The sequence below is a fragment of the Actinoplanes sp. KI2 genome (assembly GCF_025630775.1).
Lineage (GTDB): Bacteria > Actinomycetota > Actinomycetes > Mycobacteriales > Micromonosporaceae > Actinoplanes.
Genome location: NZ_JAOSZE010000103.1, coordinates 1 through 3,207 on the forward strand (window position 1 = coordinate 1; position 3,207 = coordinate 3,207).

At 63.6% G+C, this 3,207-nt stretch carries 3 protein-coding genes; all 3 read left to right on the forward strand.

Annotated elements, in window-relative coordinates; genetic code table 11:
• The coding region (ngcE, locus tag ODJ79_RS46380; RefSeq protein ID WP_263030152.1) for an N-acetylglucosamine/diacetylchitobiose ABC transporter substrate-binding protein at positions 1 to 1,427 on the forward strand (1,427 nt) is incomplete at its 5' end.
• Positions 1,428 to 1,454: 27 nt separating this feature from the next.
• Entirely contained in the window at positions 1,455 to 2,360 is a 906-nt protein-coding gene (locus ODJ79_RS46385; RefSeq protein WP_263030153.1) for a carbohydrate ABC transporter permease, read from the forward strand.
• A gap of 11 nt (positions 2,361 to 2,371) precedes the next feature.
• A partial coding sequence (locus tag ODJ79_RS46390; protein ID WP_263030154.1) for a carbohydrate ABC transporter permease occupies positions 2,372 to 3,207 on the forward strand: 836 nt, incomplete at its 3' end.

Below are 3,207 nucleotides of genomic sequence, written 5' to 3' on the forward strand. Positions count from 1 at the left end.
CTGAGATATTCAAGGCCGAGGTTGATCGGCGTTCGTTGTTGCGTCGTGCGGCTGCGGTCGGTTTGATGGCTACGCCTGCGGTGGGTTTGTTGAGTGCGTGTGTTGGTGGTGGTGACGACACGCAGAAGCAGTCGACGGGCACCAAGTCGGCCGATAATCCGTTGGGTATCGACCCGAAGGCCGGCGTGGAGATCATCATCTTCAACGGTGGTCTGGGTACGGCGTACGCGACCGACGTTGACACCCCGCTGTTCAACAAGAAGTGGCCGGATGCGAAGGTGACGTATTCGGCGACGGAGCAGATTTCGACGGTGGTGCAGCCGCGGATCAATGCGGGTAGCCCGCCGGACATGATCAACAATTCGGGGTCGAACCTGATGGATTTCGGGGCGATCGTGAAGGCGGGGCAGGCGGCTGATCTGACGGATCTGTTCGCGGCGCCGTCGTGGGATGTGGCGGGTAAGACCGTCGCTGAGACGCTGGTGCCGGGTGCTGTGGAGCAGGGCACGTATGACGGTAAGCCGATGGCGATGAATTACTCGTACACGGTGTTCGGGCTTTGGTACAACAAGAAGTTGTTCGATTCGAAGGGTTGGAAGCTGCCGGCCACGTGGGCGGAGTTCACCGCTCTGTGTGACACGATCAAGGGTGCGGGGATCACGCCGTTCGGTTACGCGGGGGCGAACGCGTCGTATTACATGGTTCGTGCGCTGCTTACCAGCGCCGCGAAGATCGGCACGGAGCAGTGTCTGAAGGACATCGACAACTTGAAGCCGGGCGCGTGGACGGCGGAGCCGATCAAGAAGGCCGCCGCGGCGTGGGGTGAGATCGGCAACAAGTACATCAACAAGACGTTCCTCGGTCTCAAGCACACCGAGGTGCAGTTGCAGCAGGATCAGGACAAGCTGGCGTTCTACCCGTGCGGGTCGTGGCTGGAGAACGAGCAGGCGAAGGACACCCCGCCGACCTTCGAGTACGCGGTGACCCCGTATCCGAGCGTGACGACGGCGGACCAGTTGCCGGCGACCGCGATCAACGCGGCGGCCGGGGAGATCTATTTCGCGGCGGCCAAGGGCAAGAACCCGCAGGGTGGTAAGGAGTACATCCGCGGGATGCTCTCCAAGGAGGCGGCGCTGGGGTTCACGAAGCTGACCAAGTCGCTGACGGTGGTGGCGGGCGCGGCCGACGGGCAGACCATCTCGCCCGGCCTGACCAGCGCGAACGACATGCTGGGCAAGGCCGGTAAGGACGTGTTCATGGGGTATCTGTTCGACACCTGGTACAAGAAGCTCGATGACGAGTCGCGCGGCGCGGTCAACGACCTGATGTTCAAGGGCGGTGACGCGGAGAAGTTCTGCCAGCGGATGGAGGCGGCCTCGCAGGCGGTCGCGAAGGACTCGTCGGTCACCAAGTTCACCCGCAGCTGACCAACTAGGTAGTAAGAGGTAGCGGCCATGCGGCACGGCAAGTATCCCTTCATCATCGGTTTCCTTGTCGTGCCGGTGGCGCTCTACTGCACCTTCGTGGTCGCGGCGTACGTTCAGAGTTTCCAGTTGTCGATGACCAGCTGGTCGGGGTTCGGGCCGATCAAGTACATCGGGTTCGAGAACTTCCAGAAGTTGTGGAACGACGAGCTGTTCTGGAAGTCGATCCGGCACAACCTGTATCTGCTGATCCTGCTGCCGCTGGTCACGGTCGCGCTGGCGCTGGTGATCGCGTTCCTGCTCAACGTGGGCGGCAACAGCCGGGGCGGGCAGACCCGCGGGGTGCGCGGGTCGAAGACGTATCGGATCATCTTCTTCTTCCCGCAGCTGCTGGCCCTGGCGATCGTCGCGGTGATCTTCCAGCGGGTGTTCGGGCCGGACAAGTCCGGGATGATCAACGGAATGTTGCCGGAGTCGTGGAAACCGTGGCTGTTTCTGGCCGACGAGCGCTGGGCGATGACCTGCATCCTGATCGTGCTGATCTGGCAGGCGGTCGGGTTTTATGTGGTGCTGTTCTCGGCCGGGATGGGGTCGATCCCGGCGGAGATCTACGAGGCCGCCGCGCTGGACGGGGCGTCGCGGTTCACCCTGTTCTTCCGGATCACGATCCCGCTGCTGTGGGGCACGATCCAGGTCGCCTGGGTGTATCTGGGCATCGCCGCGTTCGACGCGTTCGCCGTGGTCAACATCATGTCGGTGGACCGGGGCGGCCCGAACGGGGCCACCTCGGTGCTGAGCCTGATGATCTGGCGTAACACGTTCGAGTTCTCCCAGGTGGGCTACGCCTCCGCGATCGGTGTCGTGCTGTTCTTCCTGACCCTGACCTTCGCCGCGCTGACCCTGCGGGTCACCCGCCGCGAGTCCCTGGAAGCCTGAGAGGCGCACCGATGACCAACCTCACCAGCGCCCCGGGCACCACCACCGCAGCCCCCGCCGCCGCCAGGAGCGCCGGCCGCAAGCCTTCGGTCAAGCGCGAGGTCAACGCGTTCACCGGGATGGCCCACATCGGACTGTTCCTGTGGGCGCTCGCCACCGCCGCCCCGCTCATCTGGGTCGTGCTCGCCTCCTTCAAGACCAACACCGAGATCTTCCTCGGCAAACCGTTCGCGCTGCCGGCCCACTGGTCCTTGCAGACGTACGCGGACGCGTGGACCGAGGCACACGTCGGCCGCTACTTCCTCAACAGCGTCATCGTGGTGCTGTTCAGCACCACCGGCACCATGGTGCTCGGCTCGATGGCCGCCTACGTGCTGGCCCGCTACCGGTTCTTCGGCAACCGGTTCATCTACTACCTGTTCGTCTCCGGCCTCGCGTTCCCCACCTTCATGGCGCTGGGCCCGCTGTTCTACATCCTCAAAAGCATGGGGCTGCTCGGCACCTACACCGGCCTGGTACTGGTCTACATCGCCTACTCGCTGCCGTTCACCGTCTTCTTCCTCGCGGCGTTCTTCAAAACCCTGCCGTACGAGATCGACGAAGCCGCCACCGTCGACGGCGCCTCACACACCCGCAAGTTCTTCCAAATCATGATGCCGATGGCCCGCTCCGGCCTGGTCTCCATCACCATCTTCAACATCGTCGGCCAGTGGAACCAATACCTGCTCCCGGTCGCCATCATGACCGGCCCCGGCACCGAACAGAAAATGCTGCTCACCCAGGGCATAGCGCAGATCAGCGTCTCGGCCGGCTACCACGCCCAATGGTCGACGCTGTTCGCCGCCCT

Coding starts and splice junctions, on each gene's coding strand:
- ODJ79_RS46385 (WP_263030153.1), top strand. CDS start 1,455: ATGCGGCACGGCAAGTATCCCTTCATCATCGGTTTCCTTGTCGTGCCG.